Here is a 22,788-nt window from a genome sequence, read left to right on the forward strand (position 1 = left end):
TCGTTCCGGAGCGGATCGTCACCCGGTGCGAACTTTCACGCGGTGCGGATCGTCACCTGGTGCGCATCGTCACCCGGATCGGATGATCACCCGGTGCGGCTGTGCCGCCGGATGATGTACGCCGTCCCGGCCGCGACCGCCAGCAGCACCACCCCGCCCGCCGCCTGCGAGGTGCTCACCTCACCCACGCTGCCGCCCAGCCCGGTCCGGGAACCGTCGTTCACGCCGCGGGTCGCCGCCCCTCCCTGGACGACCACCACGTCCGTGTACGTGGTGCCGCCGGGGCCGCACTCGATGGTGACCTGGTACGTCCCGTCGGACGCGGACGAGCTGATCGGCACCTCCGCCGCCATCCGCCCCGCTCCGGGGCGGAGGCTCACCTCCCCGAAGAGGTCCGATCTGGCCGCCGCCCCTTGGGACGGGGCGCAGCGCCGGTCGTCGCTGATGCTGACGGGGTGCCCCGGGACGATCGGGTTGGGCTCGGCGGAAGCCGACGCGGCGGGGGCCGCCAGGCCCACGGTGGCGGCGGCCAGCAAGGCGGTGGCGGAGAGGCGCGCAACGTTCATGGTCAGCTCCTGCCGCCGGCCGCGGTCTCGATGGCCGCGAACGAAGAACCGGCTCACTGGGAGTGAAACACCACCTACCTCGCGTCGCGACGCGAGGCCGGGTGCGAGGCCCCGGCCGGGCCGGGGTCCTCGGGCCTCCGGTGGCCTCAGCGCGGGGCTCGGCGGGTGATTCGCGGGCGGTCACCCGGACGGCCCAACGGCCCGCACGGGCTGGGAGAGCGGTCCGGTCCGAAGCGCTGTGGCGGCGGGTGGCGGGTGATCTTTGGGTGCCGGTGAACGCCGGGGGCGTTGTCCTCAATCGCCGGACGGGCTTGATTTTGCCGCGCACGGGCTTGGGTTTGCCGCGAACAGGCTTAGCTTCGTCGGGCACGGGCTTGGGTTCGTCGGGCACGGGCTTGGTTTTGCCGCGTACGGGCCTGGTTTCGCCGCCCACGGGCCTGGTTTCGTCGCGCACGGCTTGGTTTTGCCGCACACGGGCTTGGTTTCGTCGGGCTCGCCGACCCAGCGGGGGCCTGGCCGTCCGTCGTCGTTCCGAGGTCCGTGATCCTGCGCTAGCGTGACCGATCGAGCACCGTTGTGTCAGGCTCTGTCCCTTCTCGTCGGGTGTCGAGGCGGCGACTCCGCCAGCGCCCGCGAGCGCGGCGACTCCGCCGGCGCCCGCGAGCGACGCGCTTTCGGCGACGGCGGACGCGGGACCGCGGGACGGGCCCTGGGAGAGGTCATGCGGCGCGTGGCACGTCGTCCGCCGCGCCGGTCACGGCACACCACTGGGAGGCCCCGTGCGCGCTCCGGTCCACCTCGGCCCCGGCTCCGTCAAGCGGCGGGAAAGGCCCGGTCCCGGCTCCGCCGAGCTCCAGGAGCGGCCCGGCCCGAACGGCGCCGCGCCCGGCCTGCGGCTCGGCTCCCTCGAATCCGGCGGGACCAAGGTGATCTGCCTGGTCGGCTCGGCGCCCGACCGCGTCGAGGCGCGGACCCGGTTCCCGACCGGCGCGCCGGGGCCGACGCTGGCGCGGGCGGTCGCGTTCTTCCGGGACGCGGTGGCCGCCGGAGGCCCGTTGGACGCCGTGGGCATCGCCTCGTTCGGCCCCCTCGAACTGCGTCCGTCCCACCCCCGGTACGGGCACCTCGCCGCGACGCCGAAGCCGGGGTGGTCGGGCGTGGACGTCCTGGGGCCGGTGCGCGCGGCGCTCGGGGTGCCGGTGGCGATCGACACCGACGTCAACGCCGCCGCCCTCGGTGAGGGCCGGTGGGGCGCGACCCGCGGGCTGTCCACCTACGTGTACGTGACGGTCGGCACCGGGCTCGGCGGGGGCGGCGTCAGCGGCGGGCGGGTCGTCCGCGGGCTGGTGCACACGGAGATGGGGCACGTGAGCGTGCCCCGCGTGCCGGGCGACGACTTCCCCGGGTGCTGCCCATTCCACGGGGACTGCTGGGAGGGGCTGGCGAGCGGCTCGGCCCTGGCGGCCCGTTGGGGGCGGCCTGCCGAGGAGCTGACGGGTGCCACGCTGCGCCGCGCCGTGCGCTGGGAGGCGCGCTACCTGGCGGCCGGGCTGCGCAACGTCGTGTACGCGACCGCGCCCGAACGCGTGGTGATCGGCGGCGGGGTCACGGCGCTGCCCGGCCTGTTCCCGCTGCTGCGGGCGGAGCTCGGCGCGGCGCTGGCGGGGTACCCGGGCCTGCCGGAGCACGCCGCCGAGGACTTCGTGGTGCCCGCCGCGCTCGGGCCGCTCGCCGGACCGGCCGGGGGCCTGGCGCTCGCGGCGGGCGCCGCCGAGGCCCACCAGGCTGATGTCCGGCGACGGTGAGGGCCTGGACGCCGCGACCCGCGCCTGGCTGACGGAGCGGGTGTTCGGCGGCCTGCGGCGGTGGCGCGCGCACCCGTTGCCCGGCGGGTTCACCAACGAGATGGTCCTGCTGACGGGGCCGGACGACGAGCGGTACGTGCTGCGCCGGTACCGGCCCAGCGCCACGCGGGTGCCCCGCAACCCGTGCGCGGTGGAACTGGCCGTGATCCGCCGCGCCGCGCGCGCCGTGCCGGTGGCGGACGTGGTCGCGGCCGACCCGCACGGCCGCGCCACCGGGCGCCCCGCGCTCGTCTACCGGTACGTGGACGCGTCGCCGCTGAGCGAGATCCTGGACGCGCCGCCGCCCGGCGAAGCCTCGGACGCGTCCCCGCCCCGCGAAGGCGCGGGCACGTCCCCGCTCGGCCATGCCTCGGACACCTCCCCACTCAGCGAAGGCCCGGACACCTCCACCGCCGACCCACCCGGATTGGGCCATGCGGTGGGCGCGGTGCTCGCCGCGCTCGGGACGGTGACACTGCCCGGGCCGGGCCTCTTCCCCGACGCCGCGCTCGTCCCGGCCGACGGCCGCGCGCCCACCGCCGACCTGCCCGGCTTCGTCGAGCACTGCCTGGCCACCGGCCGGGCGGACGGCCCGCTGACCGCCCGCGACGGCGCGGCGCTGCGCGACCTCGCCCGGCGCACCGCGCACCGGGCCGCCGCCGTGGCCGACGCCCGCCACCTGGTGCACGGGGACTTCAACCCCAAGAACGTGCTGGTCACGCGACGGGCGGGCCGGTGGACGGTGGCCTGCGTGCTGGACTGGGAGCTCTCCTTCAGCGGCTCCCCGCTCGTCGACGTCGGCAACATGCTGCGCTTCGCGCACGCCTATCCCCCGTCCTTCACGGACGGCTTCACGGCGGGTTTCCGGGACGGCGGAGGGCACCTGCCGCCCGGCTGGCGGTCGCTGTGCCGGACGCTGGACCTGTACGCGCTCGCGGACATCCTCACCGCGCCGCCGGACGCCGCCTACTTCGCCCGCGTCCGGTCGGTGCTCCTCCGGCACCTCGCGGAGGACGGCGGCCCATCCGAGAGCGCGCACCATCCCTGACGGCGGGACGCCCAAGGGCGCGCCGTACCCGTCGGCGGGACGCCCAAGGGCGCACCGTTCAACGGCAGCGAGACGCCCGAGGGCGCGCACCGTCCCCGACGGCGGCCGGCGCACCCCTGCTCGTCACGAGCCGCTCCCCGGGCAGCCCCCAACCCGTCCCGAAGCAACCCCACGAGCGCCCCCGGCCCGCGCCGCTCCCCGAACGCCCCGCCAGCACCAACCCAATGATCCGGAAAACCCCTCCCCCGCAGATCCATTTCCCTCCCACCCGCTTTTTACCCGACGCCCAAAAACACCAGAGACCCGGCGACATCAGCGAAAAGGAAATCGACCCAAGGTACCGGAACACCAGCTAGCCAGCGGCGGGGCGGATCGTTACGCTGCCAGGAGGCCGGAAGTTCCCCGATCAAGGGAGGATTTCAACGTGGACGAGAAGAGGCCGGAAAGCGTCTTAAGTTCTCCGCCGGCGGCGGCTACAAGCTCGGGCGGGCGCACGACGGCCGACGAAAAACTGACACCCACGCCCGAGTGCATTTGCCGCGGCACACCCCCCACCCCGGAGCAGAACGAGGGCCCGTACTACAAGCCCTATACGCCGAAGAAGACCAGTTTCCGGGGCGACGTGGAGAACGGCACCCCGCTGGTGCTGCACGGACGGGTCGTCACTGTCGACGGCTTCCCCGTGGGCGGCGCGCTGCTCGACTTCTGGCAGGTGGGCGAGGAGGGCGTGTACGACGAGACCGGGTTCCGGCTGCGTGGCCACCAGTTCGCCGACGCGGACGGCCGGTGGCGGCTGGATACCGTGGTGCCCGCCGAGTACCCGGGCCGCACGCGCCACGTACACGTCAAAGTGCAGCCCCCGGACGGCGAGGTGCTGACCACCATGCTGTATTTCCCGGGTGAGCGGCGGAATCACCTGGACAAGCACTTCCGGCCGGAGTGTCTGATGGACGTGCACAAGACGGCCGAGGGCTGGAGTGCCGCCTTCACCTTCGTTCTGGACGGGTGAACCAGGTGCCCGCCGACGCGCACCGGATGCCGTGGCGGATGCTGTTCCGGATGCCGTTCCGGGTGCCCTGAAAACGTGAACCCGATGCCATGGGTACGCGGATACCGCGGCACGGATAAACGGATCGGGCCACCCCGGGAAAGCGTCATCCGGGTTCCGTTTCCATCGAATTCCAGGTGACCCGTCGCACCGTCCCGGAATGCGGGACGCGACCGGCCGGAGACCGGCTATCGATCATCGGTCACCGGCCATGGAGATCCCTGTCGTGAATTCAGGCAGGAGAACAACGGTGGACCTCAAGCGCGCACACGAGCTGATCTATTACCCGGTCAGCGATCACATGATGGAGCACGGCGAGGGAATCTACCTGTACGACGCGGACGGGAAGCAGTACATCGACTGCGCGTCCGGGACCTTCAACCTCAGCCTCGGGTACGGCCATCCGGAAGTGGTCAAGGCCCTGCGCGACCAGGCGGAGCGCCTGGTGCACGCGACCTCGGTCTTCCAGACCGAGCCCGTCAACGCGCTGGTCCGCCGCCTGGTGGAGCTCTCCCCCGCCAACCTCACCAAGGTCCACCTCAAGGTCTCCGGCGGCTCCACCGCCAACGAGGGCGCGGTGAAGATGGCGCAGGTCCTCACCGGGCGACGGGACGTGATCACGCTGTTCCGCAGCCATCACGGCCAGACCCTGATGACGGCGACGATGTCGGGCGAGTCCTTCCGCAAGGCCCCCTTCCCCAGTCTCCTGCCGGGGGTCCTGCACGTGCCCGACCCGTACTGCCTGCGCTGCTTCTACCGGGAGCGGCCCGAGACCTGCGGGCTGCTCTGCGTGGAGCGGATCAACGACTTCATCGAACACGCCAGTTCCGGCAGCGTCGCCTGCGTCGTCGTGGAACCGGTCTCGGGCAGCGGCGGCAACATCGTGCCGCCGGACGGCTATCTGGCCGCGCTGCGCCGCCTGTGCGACGAGCGGGGCATCGTCCTGATCTTCGACGAGGTGCAGACGGGCATCGGCCGGGTCGGGCGCATGTTCGCCGCCGAGCACTTCGGGGTCCGGCCCGACATCCTGACCACCGCGAAGGGGCTCGGCGGTTCCGGCGCGCAGGTCGCGGCCATCCTCGCCGACGAGCGGCTGTCCGGGCTGAGCGGCGACCACCACTCGTTCACCTATGGCGGCAACACGCTGGCCGCCGCCGCGGCGGTGGCGACGCTGGACGTCATCGCGCGCCCCGGGTTCCTGGAGAACGTGCGCGAGGTCGGCGCCCACATCATGGAGCGGCTGCGGCACCTGGCCGCCGCGCACCCGTACGTCGTGGACGTGCGCGGGCTCGGCCTGATGATCGGCGTCGAGGTCGCCGACCGGGACGGCCGCCCGGACGCCGCGCTGGCCAGGTCGCTCGCCCGGCACGGCATGGACCACGGCCTCATCCTGCGGACCTCGCGCTACGGGCGGGGCAACGTGGTCAAGATCCGTCCGCCGCTGGTCATCACCCGCCCCGAGGCCGACCTGCTCTGCGACCGGCTGGACGCCCTCTTCGCGGCGGAGGCGGCGGCATGAAGGGACGCGCCGGGGCCCGGCCGGGGCGCGCCCGGAGCACCGGCCGGTGGGCGGCGGCCACCGGTCCGACGCCCCGCGCGGGGACCGGACGAAGCGGCGCTCCCGCCCGCAGCGGCGAGAAACCCGCCGCCGGTCGCCGGGCCCCCGGACAGGACAAGGAGAAGGAGGAGGAGCCGTGTCCCCCACGCTCCCCGCGGACGGCACCGAGTTCCGCGCGCTGCTCGACCGCCTCTCCGACAAGGCGACGGCGGACTACTACAACCCGTACACGGCCTTCGACTGGCCGCCGGAGCTCCCGGCCGGGGAGTTCTGGATGTCCCCCGAGCTGCTGACCGTCCACGGCACGGAGCTGATGGACGAGCTGCCGCCCGACCGGCTGCGGGCGCTCAGCCGCTGGGAGAGCGTCCACTTCTACAGCCTGAACGTGCACGGCATCCGGGAGCTGCTGATCGAGGTGATGCGGCGCGTCCACACGCCCGGGTTCGAGGTCCCGTCGGAGTTCTTCCACCACTTCATCGGTGAGGAGAACGACCACATGTGGTTCTTCGCCACCTTCTGCCTCAAGTACGGGGGGAAGATCTACCCGGACAAGACGCTGCGGCTGCCCGAGCCGGCCCGTGACCCCCGCGTGGAGAACTTCCTCGTCTTCGCCCGCATCCTGGTCTTCGAGCAGATCGTCGACCACTACAACGTCCACCTGGCCGCGGACGACCGGCTGCACCCCACCATCCGCCACCTCAACCGCCTGCACCACCAGGACGAGTCCCGCCACATCGCCTTCGGCCGCCGCCTGGTGCGCCTGCTGTGGGAGCAGCTCGCCGAGGCCGGGGTGGACGAGGCGACCCGGCGTGCCGCCGGCGACTACATCGGCCGCTACGTCACCGCGAGCGTGGAGTCCTTCTACCAGCCCGGGGTCTACCGCGACGCGGGCATCCCGGACGGGTTCGCCCTCCGGCGGCGGCTGCTGGGCCACCCCGCCCGGCAGGCCGCGCACGCCCGGGTGCTGCACAAGACCACCGACTTCCTGACCCGGATCGGGGTGCTCGATGACGGTCGCTGATCGCCCGCCCCGTCCCGCGCCCCCGTGGTCCGTCCGGGACGGGCTGGCCACCCTGGACGAGCCCGCGACGGAGCTGCTGCGCACGCTGGACGACACCTTCGCCGCCTGGGGCACGGCCGCCGGGGCGGTCCGGATGACCTTCCCCCCGCTGCTGCGCGCCGCCGACCTGCGCACGCTGGACTACTTCCGCAACTTCCCGCACCTGGGCAGCCTGGTCGCCCGCCTCCGCCCGGACCGGCTGACGGCGTACGGCGACGGGGCGTCCCCGGCGTCCGGCGGCTCCACGGACGTCACCCCTGCCCCCGCCAACGGCACCACCGGCACCGTCCCCGCCCACGACCTCACCGCCGCCGCCCACCTGCTGCCCTCCGCCGCCTGCTACGCCTGCTTCCTGCACTTCTCCGGGATGCGCACCGACGCCCCCCTCCTCGTCACCACCGCCGCCCAGTGCTTCCGCAACGAGGACCGCCACGACGGGCTGCGCCGGATGTGGGGGTTCACCATGCGGGAGATCGTCTGCGTCGGCCCGGCCGACCGCGTCCGCGACCACCTCGACCGGTCCCACGCACGGATCGCGGCCTTCGCCGCCCGGCTCGGCCTGCCCCTGTCACGGCAGCCCGCGACCGACCCGTTCTTCCAGAAGGACGGCGCCCGCTCCGTGATGCAGGTCCTCGCCCCGGTGAAGGACGAATACGTGCACACGGACGGCACCGCCGTGGCGTCGGTGAACCACCACCGCAACTTCTTCGGGGAGCGGTGCGACATCCGGTACGCCGGGCGACCCGCCTTCACCGGCTGCGTGGCCTTCGGGCTGGAACGGTGGCTGCACGTCCTGGCGGAGCGGTTCGCCGGGGACCTGGACGCCGCCCGCGCGGCCGTGCGCGAGGCGGGGGCGGCCGTACGCGACGCCGGGGAGCGGCCGTGAGCCCGCCTCCGGAGCGCACGCCGGGGTACGGGGCAGGCACCGGCGCGGAGCGCGGGGGACGCGCCGCCGGGCCCGTACCAAAAGGGGGCTCCCAGCCCGCGCCCACCGGCCACGCCCTGGAGCGCGCCCTCGGCCTCGACCTGCCCCTCCTCCAAGCCGGCATGGGCGGAGTCGCCGGCCCCGACCTGTGCGCCGCGGTGTCCCGCGCCGGTGCGGGCGGCACCCTCGCGCTCTACAAGGAGCCACCCGACCGGATCCGCGAACTGGTCGCCGCCGTCGCCACAGCGACCACGCGCCCCTTCGGCGTGAACCTCGTCCCCGAGGTGACCGACCCCGCCACCTGCCGGGCCCAGCTCCGCGCGGCCCTCGAACGCCTCCCCGACCACGGCTTCGTCACGTTCTTCGGCCTCCCGCCCCCCGAGGCGGCGCGCACCGTCGTCCGCACGGGTCATCCCCTGGTGATCCAGATCGGCAGCGTGCAGGACGCCGGGCGGGCGCTGCGTCTGGGGGCCGGTGTCCTCGTCCTTCAAGGCATGGAGGCCGGGGGGCACCTGCTGGGCGCGATGACGGGGCCGCAGTTGCTGCGGGAGGTCCGGGCCCGCCATCCCCGGGCCGTCCTGGCAGTGGCGGGCGGGATCGCGACCGGCGCCGATCTGGCGGCGGCGCGCCGCCGGGGGGCCGACGGCGCGGTGGCGGGCACGCTGTTCGTCCCCACCGACGAGTCCGACGCGCATCCGCTGTTCAAGCGGCGGGTGGTCGAGGCGTCGGCCCGGGACACCGTCGTCACGGGGCTGTACGACATCGGCTGGCCCGACCGCCCGCACCGGGTGCTGCGCAACGCCCTCACCGCCGACGCGACCCGCCGCCCCGCGGTGTTCATCGCCAGTGCCCGCGTGGGGGCCCGGCGGGTGCCCGTGCCGCGCTACAGCGCGGCGGCGCCGTCGGCCGGTACGGAGGGCCGGATCGAGGAGATGGCGATGTACTGCGGGCGCTCGTGCGCGGGCGTCACCGGCCGGCATCCGGTGGCGTCCGTCGTCGAGCGGTTCCGCCGGGAGTACGAGGCGGCCGAGCCGCCCCGCGACCGTTTTGCCGAGGGGGAAGCATGGACGACCCGCTCAAGCCGGTGACCGACTGGCTGCGCGCCCGGAACCCGGACGTCGAGGCCATCCCGCCGGATCTGGACCTGATCGAGAACCGCCTGGTCGACTCGCTCGGCTTCATGGAATTCATCCTGCTCCTGGAAGACCTCGTCGGCCGTGAGCTGCCGTTGGAGGAGCTGGACGTGGACCGGTTCCGGACGCTGGAGGCGATCTCCGCGAACTTCCTGACGCCCCAGCGCACCGGTCACTGAGGGGCCCGGGCACCCGGGCCCTCCACCCCTGCCGGGCCCGCGGTGCCCCGGACGCCCCGAAAGGACCGGAACCGGCGCCCCCGGCCGCGCGTGGTGCGGCCGGGGGACGACCGGTTCCGTCCCTGTGTCACCTGTGTCACTGAGGCTCACGACGCGGCGGCCATGAGGACCCTCAGGCCCTCACTTCACCGGCGCCATCGCGTCCACGATGCCCGGATGGGCGTCGATCCACTTCTGCACGCCCGCGTCCTCGCGCCCCTTGCCGGCGTCCTGGACGGCCTGCTCCAGGCTCCCCAGCTCCTCGGGCGTCATCTTCCAGTCCTTCAGCCAGCCGTAAAGCTCCGGGTACTTCTTCGGGAAGCTCTTGTTGCCGAGCGTCTTGATCTGGTTGTTGGCGCCCCAGGTGCCCTTGGGGTCCTTCAGCTTGGTCAGGTCGTACTTGCTGTAGGCCCAGTGCGGCGACCACAGGACGACCGCGACCGGCTCCTTCTTGGCGTAGGCGCGCTCCAGCTCCGCGAGCATGGCGCTGGTCCCGGCCTCGGTGATCTCGAAGCCGTCCAGGCCGTAGGCGGGGGCGACGACGTCCTTCAGGCGCTTCATCTGGCCGGTCCCCGGCTCGATCCCAATGATCTTGCCGTGGAACTCGTCCTTGTGCTCCCGCAGGTCGTCCAGCGTCTTGACGTCCTTGACGTAGGACGGGACGGCGATCTCCAGCGAGGTCTTGTCGTACCAGGCCCCGACGTCGACCAGGTCCTTCTTGTACGTGTCCCAGTACTGCTTCTGCGCGACCGGCAGCCAGCCGTCCAGTTCCACGTCGATCTGCCCGGTGGACAGGCCGGTCCACATGGGGCCGACGTCCAGGTTGCGGATCTTGGGCCGGTAGCCGCGCTTCTCCAGGACGTTCTTCCACAGGTAGGTGGTGGCGATCCCCTCGTCCCAGGCCGGGTAGCCGATCACGGGGGCGGCGCCGGCGTCCCGGCCCTTGGCGTACGCGGTGGAGGCGGACGGGGCGAGCTTGTTCACCAGGCCGGGGTGCTCCTTGAGCCAGGCGCGCACGCCGTCCTGCTCGTGGCCCTCGCCCGCCTCCTTGAGGGTGTTCTCCAGGCTGGTGAGCTGCGACTCGTCCAGGTGGAAGTTCTTCATCCACCCGGCGACCTCGGGCTCGTCCCCCGAGAAGCCCTCGCGGCCCAGCAGGTGCAGGCCGTCACCGGTGCCGAAGGCGCCCTTGGGGTCCTTGAGCTTGGTGAGGTCGTACTTGTCGTACGCCCAGTGGGGCGACCACAGCGTGACAGCGATCGGCTTCTTCGCCGCGTAGGCGCGGTCCAGCTCGGCGAGCATGGAGGAGGTGCTGGCCTCGGTGAGCTTGTACTCGCCCGCCAGGCCGTATTCCTTCTGCACCTTGTCCTTGTAGATCTTCATCTCGCCGGCGCCCGGCTCGATCCCGATGATCTTGCCGCCGAACTCGCCGGCCTTGCCCTTGAGGTCCTCCAGGGACTTCACGTCCTTGACGTAGGACGGGACGGCGATCTCCAGCGAGGTCTTGTCGTACCAGGTGCCCAGGTCCTCCAGCTTGTCCCGGTACTTCTCCCAGTACGACGCGTGGGTGGTGGGCAGCCAGGCGTTGGTCTGCACGTCGATGTCGCCGCGCGCCTGCCCGGTGAACAGGGCGCCCGCCTCCAGGGGCTGGGCGGTGACCTTGTAGCCGCGCTGTTCGAGGATCTCCTTCCACAGGTACGTGGTGGCCTTGCCCTCGTCCCAGTTGACGTACCCGATGCGGATCGTGCGGCCCTTGCCGCCGCCGGCGGCGCCGCCGTCCTTGCCACCGCCGAAGATCCCCAGACCGCCCGCGACCAGCGCGAGGACGACCACCCCGACCATCGCCACCGACGTGCCGGGCTTCCACCGGAGGAACCTCATCCCGCCCAGCGCCGCCTGCGCCTTGGCCAGCGCGCGCCGCCCGAGCGGCGAGACCCGCTGGTTGAGCGCGCCGGTCATCCGGTCCAGGTACATGGCCAGGATGACGACGGCGAGACCGGCCTCCGAGCCGAGCGCCACGTCCACGGAGCTGATCGCGTTGTAGACCGACGCGCCGAGCCCGCCGCCGCCGACCATGCCCGCGATGACGACCATCGACAGGGCCAGCATGATGACCTGGTTGACGCCCGCCATGATGGTGGGCAGCGCCAGCGGCAGCTGCACCCGCAGCAGCGTGCGGCGCGGGTGGGTGCCGAACGCCTCGGCCGCCTCGACCAGTTCCCCGTCCACCTGCCGGATGCCCAGCTCCGTCATGCGGACGGCCGGGGGCATGGCGAACACGATGGTCGCCACGATGCCGGGCACCACGCCGATGCCGAAGAAGAGGATGCCGGGGATGAGGTAGACCATCGCCGGCATCGTCTGCATCAGGTCCAGGACGGGGCGCAGCGCGCCGCTGACCGCGCGGCTGCGGGACGCCCAGATGCCGAGCGGCACGGCGAGCACGATCGTGATGACGCAGGCGACGAGCACCAGCGACAGCGACTCCATGGTCGCGCCCCACTGCTGGATCGAGTCGATCAGCGCGAAGCCCAGGAAGGTCAGGACCGCGGCCGGCAGCCCGCGCAGCCACCAGGCGAGCACCGCGAAGATGCCGGCCAGCAGGAGCGGTTCGGGGGCCGCGAGGACGGCGTGGATGCCGTCGTACATGCCGTTCAGGACGGTGGAGACGAAGTCGAACAGCCAGGCGACGTTGTCACGCAGCCAGTCCACCGCGGAACTGACCCACGACCCGAGGTTGATCCTAGGCACCGGCGCTCACCTTGCCCTGCTCGGCCTGGGAAGCGCGGCCGGGGGTGCCCGGCTGGTGGGCGGCGTCCGGCGTGGTGCCGCCCGGCTTGTCGGAATCCTGCCGGGCGGCGGCGGGACCGGCCGCAGAAGGTCCGGAAGTCCCCCCGCGCGTCGTGCGCACCCGGCGCGGCAGTTCGGCCCGCCCCGCCGGCTCGCCCAGGGCCGCCAGCAGCCCCGCGGCCGTCACGGCGCCGACGAGCGCGCCGGAGGCGTCGGTCACGGCCACCGGGACCGGGCTCGCGCAGGGCGCGAACAGCTCGGCGACCGGCGTGTCGGGGCGGACGGTGGCGGGCGCGGCGGCGAGGAGGTCGGCGGCGGTGGCCAGCACGCGGCCGTCCGCGGCGGCGGTGCCCAGCACCGTGTCCGGGCGCGCCATGACGGCCCCGGCGGTCAGCACCCGGGAGCGGTCCACGTCCTGGATGAAGGACGCGACGTAGTCGTTGGCCGGGCGCAGCAGGATGTCCTCCGCGGTCCCGTTCTGCACGATGCGCCCGTCCCGCATGACGGCGATCCGGTCGCCGAGGCGCATCGCCTCGTTCAGGTCGTGGGTGATGAAGACGATGGTCTTCTTGAGGGTCTTCTGCAGTTCCAGGAGCTGGTCCTGCATGTCCCGGCGGATCAGCGGGTCCAGGGCGCTGAAGGACTCGTCCATGAGCAGCAGGTCGGCGTCGGTGGCCAGCGCGCGGGCCAGCCCCACGCGCTGCTGCATGCCGCCGGACAGCTCGTCCGGCCAGGACTTCTCCCAGCCCTTGAGCCCGGCCAGCTCCAGCGCCTCGGTGGCGCGCCGCTGCCGCTCGGCGCGCGGGACGCCGCGCACCTGGAGCCCGTAGGCGGCGTTCTCCAGCACGCTGCGGTGCGGGAAGAGCGCGAAGTGCTGGAAGACCATGGAGATCTTCTCGGAGCGGACCGCGCGCAGTTCCTTGGCTGTGAGCGAGGTGAGGTCCTGGCCGTCGAACCGGACGCTTCCGGCGGTCGGCTCCAGCAGCCCGTTGAGGGTGCGCAGGAGCGTGGACTTCCCGGATCCGGACAGACCCATGACGACGAAGATCTGGCCCTCGTCGACGGAGAACGACGCGTCGATCACCGCGGCCGTGGTGCCCTCGGCACGCAGTTCGTCGCGGCCGGCGCCGTCTTCGAGCCGCCGTACCGCCTCCTCGGGTCTTCTGCCGAACACCTTGTACACGTGCTCGGCTTGCAGCCTGGACACATACACCTCTCTGGTCGACGGGGAACGACCCGTCTCCCCCGGTGACCGGCCGTGGCTCGGTACGGGTTCCGCCCGTATCAACCGGCGCAAAAGTTGAATATGCATCGGTTCCGATCCGCGAGCGCGCCTGCCCGGATGATCGGGACACAAACACCACAGTGATCCACTTCACACCAAGGGGGATGTCACAGGCGTACGGCATCATGCGGGATGTGACCCGACGCCTGATGCTCCTCGACACCGCCTCCTTGTACTTCCGCGCCTACTTCGGCGTGCCCGAATCCGTCAAAGCCCCCGACGGCACGCCGGTCAACGCGGTGCGCGGCCTGCTGGACTTCATCGCCCGCCTCGTCCAGGACCACCGCCCCGACGACCTGGTGGCCTGCATGGACGCCGACTGGCGCCCCCAGTGGCGGGTCGACCTGATCCCCACCTACAAGGCCCACCGCGTCGCCGAGGAGGCGCCCGCGGGCTCCACCGCGCCGGACGCGGAGGAGATCCCGGACACCCTCTCCCCCCAGGTCCCGGTGATCGAGGAGGTGCTGGACGCGCTCGGCATCGCCCGCGTCGGCGTCCCCGAGTACGAGGCGGACGACGTCATCGGCACCCTGACCCAGCGGGCGACCGGCCCGGTGGACATCGTCACCGGCGACCGGGATCTCTTCCAGCTCGTGGACGACGGGCGGGGCGTGCGCGTGCTGTACCCGGTCAAGGGCGTCGGCACGCTCCAGGTGACGGACGAGACCGCGCTGCGCGAGAAGTACGGCGTGGACGGCTCCGGCTACGCCGACCTCGCCCTGCTGCGCGGCGACCCGAGCGACGGACTGCCGGGCGTGGCCGGCATCGGCGAGAAGACCGCGGCCAAGCTGCTGGCCACGTACGGCGACCTGGCGGGCATCCTGGCCGCCGTGGACGACCCGGCCGCCAAGCTCACCCCGTCCCAGCGCAAGCGCCTCACCGAGGGGCGCCCCTATCTCGCCGTCGCCCCCAAGGTCGTCCGGGTCGCCACGGACGTTCCGCTGCCGGACTTCGACCCCGCCCTGCCCCGGGAGGCGGCCGATCCCGAGCGGCTGGAAGCGCTCGCCCACCAGTGGGGGCTCGGCGGATCCCTCCAAAGGCTGCTTGCCGCGCTCGGACAGTGAGCTGTTAGGTTAGGTAAACCTAACAAGAATCACGATCATGGCAGGGGAGACCACCGTGGCAGAAGAGCGTCCGGCCCGCAGGAAGTCCAAGCTCCACCGCGCCCAGGTGGTGCGCACCGAGCAGCTCGCCCCGCACATGGTGCGGGTGGTCGTGGGCGGCGACGGCCTGGCGGAGTTCTCCGCCGGCGAATACACCGACCACTACATCAAGCTGGTCTTCCCGCTCCCCGGCGTGGAGTACCCGGAGCCCTTCGACATCGCGCGGATCCGCGCCGACTTCCCGCGCGACCAGTGGCCCCGGATCCGCACCTACACCGTGCGGACCTGGGACCCTGCAACCCGCGAGCTGGCGATCGACTTCGTCGCGCACGGGGACGAAGGCCTGGCCGGCCCGTGGGCGATGGGCACCAAGCCCGGCGACGAGCTCCTGTTCCTGGGCCCCGGCGGCGCCTACGCCCCGTCCGCCGACTACGACTGGCACCTCCTCGCCGGCGACGAGAGCGCCCTGCCCGCCATCGCCGCCGCCCTCGAACACGCCCCCTCCGGCGCCCCCGTCCGCGCCTTCATCGAGGTCGCGGGCCCGGAGGAGGAGCAGCCGCTGCACACGCCCGAGGGCGCCGAGATCGTCTGGGTGCACCGCGGCGATGCGCCGGTGGGCGACCGCCTGGTCGAGGCGGTGCGCGCTCTGGAGTTCCCCGCCGGGCAGCGCGTCCAGGCGTTCGTCCACGGCGAGGCCGGCTTCGTCAAGGAACTCCGCCGCCTGCTGCGCGTCGAGCGCGAGATCCCGCGCGAGGCGCTCTCCATCTCCGGCTACTGGCGCCGCGGCCACGACGAGGACGGCTGGCAGGCCTCCAAAAAGCAGTGGAACGAGCAGGTCGAGGCCGAGCAGGAGAAGACGGTCCCGACGGGGTCGTGAGCCGGGGCACGAGGCGGGGCCGCGTTTCCGGATGACGTTTCCCTGCGTCCCTGTGGTCCGGGCGGGCCCATGGGCCGGTGGCCGGCCCTGAGCGGCACCCCTCGCTTCCCCGCACGTCGGACGGCGCGCAGACCACCGGCATATGAGCGGACCCCACTCGCACTGGCCGGGACGGCACCTCGGATGGTCCCACCGCGCGCCGCCCTGTCACCCGCCTACCGGGCCCGCCACCCCGGCTTGGAATCCCCGCCGCGGCGGGGGCATCGGGCCGCCGCCGTATCCGCCTTCGGCGGGTGGGGTGTGTGGGGCGGACGCCCGGTGTGTTTGTGGGTCGGGGCCGCCCCGGGGTACCTCCTCGCGGCAGTTGCGCTTACCCGACGTCATCTTGTGGCGGGGCCGCCGCGCCCCAGTCCGCTGCGGGGGCACCCCGGGACGTCCCCTTCGGCCGGTGGCGCGCCCGCCCCTTGTGGGGGGGATGGACAGGCACGGGTCGGCCCGTCACAGGTCGGTGCCGGCCGTGGGCACGGAGGGCCGTCGTTTGGGGGCGGGAGGCCACCGGTTTCGACCTACGCGGGCCTATGCCGGTGCGGGCTTGCTGTGTACTGCCCGTCCTGCACTTTCCGTTCGTATGCAGGACGAACCGCCCCCGTGAGCGGCGTGCGGAAGACGGTGTCCTCTCGGGCGGCATGCGCGGTGGCCACCTTCTACGGAGACGGCAAGGCACCCGTCTGGTTCTGTCCCCGTGACCTTTCCGCTCTGTCGCGGGCCGACCCGCAAATCTTTTCCCTCCCCCCACAAGGGGCGGGCGCGCATCCCACGGAAGGGGACGTCCCGGGGTGCCCCCGCAGCGGACTGGGGCGCGGCGGCCCCGCCACAAGATGACGTCGGGGAAGCGCAACTGCCGCGAGGAGGTACCCCGGGGCGGCCCCGACCCAAAAGAACACCGGGCGTCCGCCCCACCACGCCCCTCCCGCCGAAGGCGGCAAACCAACACACCAGGGACTGCGAAACAGAGAGCGCCGCCCGCAGCCGATCGGCGCAGGCACGCCCCCGCAAGGGACAGGCGCCCGCCCCGGCGCCCACGGCGTGTCGGCCAGCACCCGCCCGCTCCCCGCGACACGCCGAAGCGGAGGAACGACAGAAGCGGAACGAAGCCGGAACGGTCCCCCCACCACCGAAACCGCCCGGCCTCCACCGGCCCCCGGACCCCGCAGCACGCCGGGATCCGGGCCACCCGTCACCCCACCGACGAGTACGCCACCACACCCCGCAACACGCCATCCATCGCCTTCCGCGCGCTACGCGCCACATCCCCACCCGGCGGCGCCGCCGCCGCGATCTGGCCGAGCACGTCGAGCAACTGCTTGCACCAGCGCACGAAGTCACCGGCCGGCATCTCCGCGTCCCGCAGCACCTCGTCCAGGCTCACGCCGGACGCCCAGCGGTATGCCGCCCAGGCGAAGCCGAGGTCCGGCTCGCGCTGGCCGACGCCCTCGGCCTGGTTGATCTTGTGCCGCTCCTCCAGGGCGTCCAGCCGGCCCCAGATGCGCACCATCTCGGCCAGCGCGTCCCGCGCCCGCCCCGAGGGCAGCTTCGGCGCGACCGCGTCGTCCGCCTGCCGGGCCTCGTACACCAGCGCCGAGGCGCAGGCCGCCAGCTCGGCGGGGCCCAGGCCCTCCCAGACGCCGTCCCGCAGGCACTCGCTGGCCAGCAGGTCCAGCTCGCCGTAGAGCCGGGCCAGCCGCCGCCCCTCGTCGGTGACCGTGTCGCCTTCCAGGTAGTCCAGCTCGGTCAGCAGCGCGCAGATCCGGTCGAAGGTGCGCGCGATGGTGTTCGTGCGGCCTTCTATCCGGCGTTCGAGCTGGCGGGTGTCGCGCAGCAGCCGGTGGTACCGCTCGGCCCAGCGGGCGTGGTCCTCGCGCTCGGCGCAGCCGTGGCAGGGGTGGGCGCGGATGGCCGCGCGCAACCGCGCGATCTGCTCGTCGTCCGTCGCCGCCGACCGCTGCCGGCGCTGCCGTTCCGGCGCCAGGTGCCCGGCCTTCGTGCGCAGCGCGGAGGCCAGGTCGCGGCGCGACTGCGGGCTGCGGGCGTTGAAGGTCTTGGGGATGCGCATCCGCTCCAGCGGCTGCACCGGCACCGGGAAGTCGATCGACGCCAGCCGCTTGACCTGCCGCTCCGCGGTGAGCACCAGCGGCCGGGGCCCGTCGTGCGCGTCGAACCCGCGGTGCCCGTTGGAGCGGCCGGACGGCGTGCCCGGATCCAGCACCAGGGCGAGACCCGCGTACTTGCCGGTCGGGACGTGGATGACGTCGCCGGGGCGCAGCCGCTCCAGCGCCGCCGCGGCGGCGGCCCGGCGCTGCGCCGCGCCCTGCTTGGCGAGCTCGGTCTCGCGGTCCTTCAGCTCCCGGCGGAGCCGCGCGTACTCCTCGAAGTCCCCGAGGTGGCAGGTCATCGACTCGCGGTAGCCCGCGAGGCCGTCCTCGTTCTTCTGCACCTGCCGCGAGATGCCCACGACCGACTTGTCGGCCTGGAACTGCGCGAAGGACATCTCCAGCAGCTCGCGCGAACGGTGCCGCCCGAACTGGGAGACGAGGTTGACCGCCATGTTGTACGACGGCTTGAAGGAGGAGCGCAGCGGATACGTCCGCGTCCCGGCCAGGCCCGCGAGCGCGCCCGGGTCCATGCCGCGCTGCCACAGCACGACCGCGTGGCCCTCGACGTCGATGCCGCGCCGCCCGGCCCGCCCGGTGAGCTGGGTGTACTCGCCGGGCGTGATGTCGGCGTGCTGCTCGCCGTTCCACTTGACGAGCTTCTCCAGGACGACGGAGCGGGCCGGCATGTTGATGCCCAGCGCCAGTGTCTCGGTCGCGAACACCGCCTTGACCAGGCCCTTGACGAACAGCTCCTCCACGACCTCCTTGAAGGTCGGCAGCATCCCGGCGTGGTGCGCGGCGATGCCCCGCTCCAGGCCCTCCAGCCACTCGAAGTAGCCCAGGACGTGCAGGTCCTCGTCCGGAATCCCGGCCGTGCGGGCCTCCACGATGCGGCGGACCTTCTCCCGGCCCTCCTGGTCGTTGAGCCGCAGCCCGGCGTACAGGCACTGCTGCACCGCCGACTCGCAGCCGGCCCGGCTGAAGATGAAGGTGATGGCGGGCAGCAGCCCCTCGCTGTCGAGCCGGTCGATCACCTCGGCCCGGCCGGGCGTCCAGATGCGCCCGCGCTGGCGCCGCTCGCGTTCGCGGTCCGCCTCGCGCATGACGCGGCCCCGGCGCTTGTCGCGGCCGAAGGAGGGGCGGCTGTTCTCCATCCGGGCCAGCCGCTCCAGGTCGGGGTTGACCTCGCGTCTGCCGCCGCCGTGCCCGTCGCGCTCCTCGAAGAGGTCGTACATCCGGCGGCCCACCAGGACGTGCTGCCACAGCGGGACCGGACGGTGCTCGGAAACGATCACTTCGGTGTCACCGCGGACCGTGTCCAGCCAGTCCCCGAACTCCTCCGCGTTGGAGACCGTCGCCGAGAGCGAGACGAGCGTCACCGACTCCGGAAGGTGGATGATCACCTCTTCCCACACGGCCCCCCGGAACCGGTCGGAGAGGTAGTGCACCTCGTCCATGACCACGTACCCCAGGCCGGACAGCGACTGCGAACCCGCGTAGAGCATGTTCCGCAGCACCTCGGTGGTCATCACGACCACCGGCGCGTCCGCGTTGACGCTGTTGTCGCCGGTCAGCAGGCCCACCCGGTCCGCGCCGTAGCGGCGGACGAGGTCGGTGTACTTCTGGTTCGACAGCGCCTTGATGGGCGTGGTGTAGAAGCATTTGCGGCCCTGCTCCAGGGCCAGGTGGACGGCGAACTCGCCCACGATCGTCTTGCCGGAGCCGGTCGGCGCCGCCACCAGCACGCCCTTCCCGGCCTCCAGGGCCTGGCACGCCTCGATCTGGAACGGGTCCAGCGCGAAGTCGTACATCTCGCGGAAGGAAGCGAGTGCGGTGGCCTGCTCGGCCGCCCTGGCGCGGGCGGCGGCATAGCGCTCAGCAGGGGACATGTCCTCGGTCATCGTGCTTACGAGCGTACCGGCCGCCTCTGACAACATCGCGATCTTTAGGGACGGCCTTTACCCACGGCCCCTCCGGGCTTCCCCGATGCCGGTGACCCCGCCCGGCCGACCGCCCGGACCGGGCCGGGCCGCGCGGCGCCCCCGGGCTTCCCTGTCCCCCACCACGCGTTCGGAAGCCGAATCCCCTACGACGAAGCCCCGCCGCCCGCTCGCGCGGGGACGGGGCTTCCGGAACGAACCGCTCGTCAGGTCACGTCACGTCGTCGTAGCCGCCTCGGCGCGGCCGGGCGGAGCCGTCCGCGGACCCGCCGGCCTGCTCGGGCACCACCGGGGCGATGGGCTCCACGTCGTCGATCGCCTCGGGCGTGAGGTCGAGCTCGGACGCCTCGTCGTCGGACGGCCCCTCGGCCAGCCTCTTCGCCTTCCGGGCGTCGTTCATCGTGGCGATCACGAGGGCAGCCGCGTAGAGGAGGACGATCGGCAGCGCCAGCGCGACCATGGACAGCGGGTCGGTGCTGGGCGTGGCGATGGCCGCGAAGACCGTGATGCCCATGACCATGCCGCGCCACCAGCCGCGCATCCGCTGGGCGCTGAGCACCCCGCCGAAGTTCAGCATGACCAGCGCCAGCGGGAGCTGGAAGGACAGGCCGAACACCACGATCATGCGGACGACCAGGTCGAGCAGCTTCTCCAGCGTCAGCAGGTTGTTCACGCCGTACGGGGTGAACTCGATGAGCACCTTCGCGGTGGTCGGCAGGATCGAGTAGGCGAAGTACGCGCCGATGAGGAACAGCGGGAAGCCGACGCCGACGAAGCTGAGCGAGTACTTTTTCTCGTGCCGGTGGAGCCCGGGCGCCAGGAACGCCCACAGCTGGTAGAGCCAGACCGGGGCGGACAGGATGACACCGCTCATCAGGGACACCTTCAGCGCCAGCGTGAACGGCCCGAGCAGGTCGAGCATCACGATCTGGGCGCAGGTGCTGCCCTTGTCCTGTTTGGCGAGGTCCGTGAACAGGGACTCACAGCCGACCGTCTGCAGGATCGGCTTGGTCACGAAGTTGATGATGTCCCCGTAGAAGAACGCGGCGACAACCGTGCCGACCAGAATGGCCAGCACGGACTTCAGGAGCCGGTTGCGCAGCTCGCGCAAGTGCTCCATGAGCGGCATCCGACCCTCAGGGTCTTTGTCCTTGCGTTTCTTCGGAAGGGCGGATTTGAGCACCCCACGTCCTCATCTCGTACAAGAGGCAACGGCCGCGGACCGCTGCCCCACTACGGCCCTCGGTCAGCGCTGCGTCGTGCTGTCGGTCGGCTGCGCGACCGGCCGGGCACTGGTGACGTCGCCCGGAGCGGCCTGAATGGTCTTGGGGGCTTCCTGCGCCGCGTTCGGCGGGTCGGACGGCGCCGCCTGCGTGTCCTTGCCCTCCGACTTCATCGCCTTGGCCTCGCTCTTGAGGATGCGGGCGGACTTGCCGAGGGAACGCGCCATGTCGGGGAGCTTCTTCGCACCGAACAGCAGAATGATCACGACAAGGATGAGGAGGATCTCGGGAACGCCGATCTTTCCACCGAACATAACTGTGTACCTTCTCACCGAGGCGGCTGGGAGTGGGGCTGCCCGACTGATCGGACACGTGTCCGTCCTGCCGTGCTTGCAGCGATCGTAACGCGCAGGGGTGAACGAGCGGCAATCCCTGTGCATACGCCCGGTTGCGGGCCGCGCCTCGCTCCTCGGCCCGCCTTCAGCAGCGTACCGTTCGCTCGTACGTCCCAGCAGGGTCCGTCATTCCTTTCCTCGCCCCCTGGCGGCCAGCGGCGTCGCCGCCCGCTCCAGGTCGGCCGCCGCCCTCTGGATGCGCCGCGAGGTCTCCCCGACCTGCCGTGCCAGCCTCCTGACCTCGACGAACACCCGTACGGCGAGGATGGCGAGCACGGCGACACCGAGGAAGCCGAGGGTGACAGCGATCATGGGCCAGAGCATGGAACGAGCCTATCCAGGGGCGGGGCGGGGACGGTCGGCCGCTTCCGCCGTCCGGGACGCGGGAGCGGCGATTACCGGCCAGGGGTCAGCCGATGTGCAGCCGGAGGGTGCGCACGCCGCCTCCCGTGAGGAGCTCGACGATCCGCTCCCCGGCGGGCTTGCGGACCGCCGCGCCGCACTCGGGGCAGGTGAAGGAGTAGAAGGTGGTGCGGCGGCTGGCGCCGATGGCCAGCCGGAAGGCGTCCGAGGCCAGCTCGAAGCGCGCCCGGCAGTCAGGACAGGCGGCCTTGAAGAGCACCGGGCCGGACGACGTCATGGCGCGTGCCATTCCCGCGCTTCCCCCTACTCCTCGTACGCGGCGAGCGCCTGCCGCGCGGCCTCCCGGGCGCTGTCCGCCAGCACCGGCGGCGAGACGATCCGGCCGTCCCGCCCCAGCCGCAGCCCGAGCCGCCGCAGGGTGGCCGGATCCGGCGTGCGCAGCGTGATCCGCAACCCCCCGTCGGGCAGCTCCTCGGCGCTGTCGTGCGGGTAGTACTCGGCGACCCAGCGCCCGCCCGGCCCGACCTCGATGACCACCTCGGGGTCCTCGGCGGACGGCTGGACGAGCCCTTCGGACAGGTCGCGCAGCTCGACGGGCGGCGGGTCGGACGGCGCGTCCAGCAGCTTGATCTCGGCGACCCGGTCCAGCCGGAAGGTGCGGCGCGCCTCGGACAGCCGGCACCACGCCTCCATGTACGTGTGCCCGACGGCGAACAGCCGGATCGGGTCCACCTCGCGCTCGGTCAGCTCGTCGCGTCCGGGCGAGTAGTAGCGCAGCCACAGCCGGCGCCGCTCGGCGATCGCCCGGTCCACGTCCGCGAACACGCCGCCCTCGGACTCGAAGGTCACCGACAGCCGGGAGCTGGCACCCGCCGCCTCGCCGGCCGCGGCCTCCAGCTTCGCGGTGGCCCGCAGCAGCGCCTGCCGGTCGCCCTCGCGCAGGCCGGGGAGGGTGGCCACGGCGCGGGCCGCCACCAGCAGCGCGGTGGCCTCGTCGGCGGCCAGCCGCAGCGGCTCGGCCACGTCGTCCGGGTTGTGCCACCAGATGCGGTCGCCGTCGGTGTCGATGTCCAGCAGGTCGCCGCCGCGGAAGCTCGTCCCGCACATGGGCAGCACGTTCAGGTCGGCGATCAGCTCGTCCTCGCTGATGCCGAAGGCGCGCGCCACGTCGGAGACGTGGGCGCCGGGCCGCTCGCGCAGGTACGTCACCAGGGACAGCATCCGGCGGGTCTGGTCGATCGCGTTCGTCGCCACGGAAGTGT

19 protein-coding genes are annotated in these 22,788 nt (G+C 72.6%); 10 read left to right on the forward strand and 9 right to left on the reverse strand.

Annotation, left to right across the window (positions count from 1 at the left end; genetic code table 11):
- Positions 1–86: 86 nt before the first annotated feature.
- Positions 87–566 (reverse strand): hypothetical protein, encoded by a 480-nt coding sequence (locus ABZX96_RS30770; protein ID WP_355550702.1) that lies wholly within the window; start codon positions 564–566, stop codon positions 87–89.
- A 779-nt stretch (positions 567–1,345) separates the two neighbouring features.
- Between ABZX96_RS30770 and ABZX96_RS30775 the strand changes: the two genes are divergently transcribed.
- From ABZX96_RS30775 to ABZX96_RS30810, 8 genes are all read left to right on the forward strand, one after another.
- Positions 1,346–2,371: an ROK family protein gene (locus ABZX96_RS30775; RefSeq protein ID WP_355550704.1), complete on the forward strand. Its 1,026-nt coding sequence runs from the start codon at positions 1,346–1,348 to the stop codon at positions 2,369–2,371.
- Positions 2,355–3,458 (forward strand): phosphotransferase, encoded by a 1,104-nt coding sequence (locus tag ABZX96_RS30780; RefSeq protein ID WP_355550706.1) that lies wholly within the window; start codon positions 2,355–2,357, stop codon positions 3,456–3,458. Before ABZX96_RS30775 ends, ABZX96_RS30780 begins: the two co-directional genes overlap by 17 nt.
- Before the next feature lie 424 nt (positions 3,459–3,882).
- Positions 3,883–4,467, forward strand: a complete 585-nt coding sequence (locus ABZX96_RS30785; RefSeq protein ID WP_355550708.1) for a dioxygenase — start codon at positions 3,883–3,885, stop codon at positions 4,465–4,467.
- Between the two features lie 289 nt (positions 4,468–4,756).
- Entirely contained in the window at positions 4,757–6,025 is a 1,269-nt protein-coding gene (locus tag ABZX96_RS30790; protein WP_355550710.1) for an aspartate aminotransferase family protein, read from the forward strand.
- A 175-nt stretch (positions 6,026–6,200) separates the two neighbouring features.
- Positions 6,201–7,085 carry a diiron oxygenase gene (locus ABZX96_RS30795; protein ID WP_355550712.1) on the forward strand — a complete coding sequence of 295 codons (885 nt, stop codon included), beginning with the start codon at positions 6,201–6,203 and terminating at the stop codon, positions 7,083–7,085.
- The gene (locus ABZX96_RS30800) at positions 7,072–8,010 is read left to right on the forward strand and encodes an aminoacyl--tRNA ligase-related protein (RefSeq protein ID WP_355550714.1); all 939 of its coding nucleotides are present in this window, start codon (positions 7,072–7,074) and stop codon (positions 8,008–8,010) included. The genes ABZX96_RS30795 and ABZX96_RS30800 overlap by 14 nt, the downstream gene beginning before the upstream one ends.
- Positions 8,007–9,137, forward strand: a complete 1,131-nt coding sequence (locus ABZX96_RS30805) for a nitronate monooxygenase (RefSeq protein WP_355550716.1) — start codon at positions 8,007–8,009, stop codon at positions 9,135–9,137. The genes ABZX96_RS30800 and ABZX96_RS30805 overlap by 4 nt, the downstream gene beginning before the upstream one ends.
- Positions 9,113–9,361 (forward strand): acyl carrier protein, encoded by a 249-nt coding sequence (locus ABZX96_RS30810; RefSeq protein ID WP_355550718.1) that lies wholly within the window; start codon positions 9,113–9,115, stop codon positions 9,359–9,361. The genes ABZX96_RS30805 and ABZX96_RS30810 overlap by 25 nt, the downstream gene beginning before the upstream one ends.
- Before the next feature lie 180 nt (positions 9,362–9,541).
- Here ABZX96_RS30810 and ABZX96_RS30815 read toward each other — a convergent pair whose 3' ends face one another.
- Both ABZX96_RS30815 and ABZX96_RS30820 read right to left on the reverse strand, forming a co-directional pair.
- On the reverse strand, positions 9,542–12,148 hold the full coding sequence (locus tag ABZX96_RS30815; RefSeq protein ID WP_355550720.1) for an ABC transporter permease/substrate binding protein: 2,607 nt from the start codon (positions 12,146–12,148) through the stop codon (positions 9,542–9,544).
- Positions 12,141–13,394, reverse strand: coding sequence for a glycine betaine/L-proline ABC transporter ATP-binding protein (locus tag ABZX96_RS30820; RefSeq protein ID WP_355550722.1), 1,254 nt, complete (start codon positions 13,392–13,394; stop codon positions 12,141–12,143). The genes ABZX96_RS30815 and ABZX96_RS30820 overlap by 8 nt, the downstream gene beginning before the upstream one ends.
- A 227-nt stretch (positions 13,395–13,621) precedes the next feature.
- Here ABZX96_RS30820 and ABZX96_RS30825 point away from each other — a divergent pair, with 227 nt between their 5' ends.
- Positions 13,622–14,536: a 5'-3' exonuclease gene (locus ABZX96_RS30825; RefSeq protein ID WP_355550757.1), complete on the forward strand. Its 915-nt coding sequence runs from the start codon at positions 13,622–13,624 to the stop codon at positions 14,534–14,536.
- Positions 14,537–14,573: 37 nt separating this feature from the next.
- Positions 14,574–15,452, forward strand: a complete 879-nt coding sequence (locus ABZX96_RS30830; protein WP_355550724.1) for a siderophore-interacting protein — start codon at positions 14,574–14,576, stop codon at positions 15,450–15,452.
- Between the two features lie 1,237 nt (positions 15,453–16,689).
- On the opposite strand, the gene ABZX96_RS30835 is transcribed toward ABZX96_RS30830, so the two are convergent.
- The 6 genes from ABZX96_RS30835 to ABZX96_RS30860 all read right to left on the reverse strand — a co-directional run bounded on the left by ABZX96_RS30835 (position 16,690) and on the right by ABZX96_RS30860 (position 22,780).
- Positions 16,690–19,506 carry a DEAD/DEAH box helicase gene (locus ABZX96_RS30835; protein WP_355550726.1) on the reverse strand — a complete coding sequence of 939 codons (2,817 nt, stop codon included), beginning with the start codon at positions 19,504–19,506 and terminating at the stop codon, positions 16,690–16,692.
- Between the two features lie 250 nt (positions 19,507–19,756).
- Complete coding sequence (gene tatC / locus ABZX96_RS30840) at positions 19,757–20,728, reverse strand: twin-arginine translocase subunit TatC (RefSeq protein ID WP_355550728.1); 972 nt, start codon at positions 20,726–20,728, stop codon at positions 19,757–19,759.
- A gap of 63 nt (positions 20,729–20,791) precedes the next feature.
- Positions 20,792–21,082, reverse strand: coding sequence for a Sec-independent protein translocase subunit TatA (tatA, locus tag ABZX96_RS30845; RefSeq protein ID WP_355550730.1), 291 nt, complete (start codon positions 21,080–21,082; stop codon positions 20,792–20,794).
- Positions 21,083–21,289: 207 nt separating this feature from the next.
- Positions 21,290–21,487 (reverse strand): hypothetical protein, encoded by a 198-nt coding sequence (locus ABZX96_RS30850; protein ID WP_355550732.1) that lies wholly within the window; start codon positions 21,485–21,487, stop codon positions 21,290–21,292.
- Between the two features lie 85 nt (positions 21,488–21,572).
- Positions 21,573–21,815, reverse strand: coding sequence for a hypothetical protein (locus ABZX96_RS30855; RefSeq protein WP_355550734.1), 243 nt, complete (start codon positions 21,813–21,815; stop codon positions 21,573–21,575).
- Positions 21,816–21,829: 14 nt separating this feature from the next.
- Positions 21,830–22,780 (reverse strand): WYL domain-containing protein, encoded by a 951-nt coding sequence (locus ABZX96_RS30860; protein WP_355550735.1) that lies wholly within the window; start codon positions 22,778–22,780, stop codon positions 21,830–21,832.
- Positions 22,781–22,788: the final 8 nt, after the last annotated feature.

This window comes from Streptomyces sp. NPDC003077 (assembly GCF_040611095.1).
Lineage (GTDB): Bacteria > Actinomycetota > Actinomycetes > Streptomycetales > Streptomycetaceae > Streptomyces.